Annotated in this window: 2 protein-coding genes; both read right to left on the bottom strand. The window is 76.3% G+C overall.

The genetic code is table 11. The annotated features are described in order from the left end of the window. The coding region (locus tag NWP09_RS13060; protein ID WP_369010430.1) for a zinc ribbon domain-containing protein at window positions 1-459 on the bottom strand (459 nt) is incomplete at its 3' end. After that, the coding region (locus NWP09_RS13055) for a Nif3-like dinuclear metal center hexameric protein (RefSeq protein ID WP_258275917.1) at window positions 450-813 on the bottom strand (364 nt) is incomplete at its 5' end. The genes NWP09_RS13060 and NWP09_RS13055, both read right to left, overlap by 10 nt.

Genomic DNA, 813 nt, shown 5'->3' with positions numbered 1-813 from the left:
GCGCTCCGCGTCGAGGCGCTCGCGCTCGGCACGCGCCTCGCCCGCCGCGGCGCGGGCGGCCTCGAGCGCGGCGGCCGCGTCCTCCTGCGCCTGCATCGCCTCGAGCTCGAGGTCCTCGAGGTCGCCTCGGCGCCGCTCGAGCGTCGCGATCTCGTGCTCGGTCGCGGTCGCGACCTTCGCGTCGGTGATCGACGGGAGCCGCTCGCGGTTGCGCTGCAGCCGCGCCTCGACGATCTGCACATCGCTCTCGATCCGCGCGACCTCGGCGGCCGCGTCGTCGTGGGCGCCGAGCCGCTCGAGCACGTCGCGGTCGAGCTCCGCGAGCCGCGCATCGAGCTCGGCGATGCGCGCCGCCTGGGGCAGCGCCTTCGCCTTCGCCGAGAGCCGCACGATGCGGGTGTCGACGTCCTGGAGCGCGAGCAGCAGCCGCTGGTCGTGGTTCGAGGCCTTCAGTGCCATGCGTGCTCCTCCTGCGGGACCACGAAGTCCCATGGGTCGGTCCTGATCTCGCTCACGACGACGTCGACGCCCGGGAGCGCCTCGCGCAGCTGCTCGGCCGCGGGCCGCAGCCACAGCGACTCGCTCGCCCAGTGCGACACGTCGATGAGCGCGGGCCCCTCGCCCGCCGCGTGCCGCTCGCGCGCGTCGGATGCGGGGTGGTGCCGCAGGTCGCTCGTGATGTAGACGTCGGCGCCCGTGACGGCGCTCTCGCGCAGCAGCGAGTCGCCCGCGCCGCCGCAGATCGCGATGCGGCGCACGGGGCGCTCGGGGTCGCCCGCGACGCGCACGCCGCCGGCGACGGCGGGCAGGAGC

Origin of the sequence: Agrococcus sp. HG114, from assembly GCF_024723325.1 — a bacterium.
In the GTDB taxonomy this organism is placed as follows: domain Bacteria; phylum Actinomycetota; class Actinomycetes; order Actinomycetales; family Microbacteriaceae; genus Agrococcus.
Note: the sequence above shows the minus strand (reverse complement) of the source record. Positions and strands in the feature narration are given on the sequence as shown.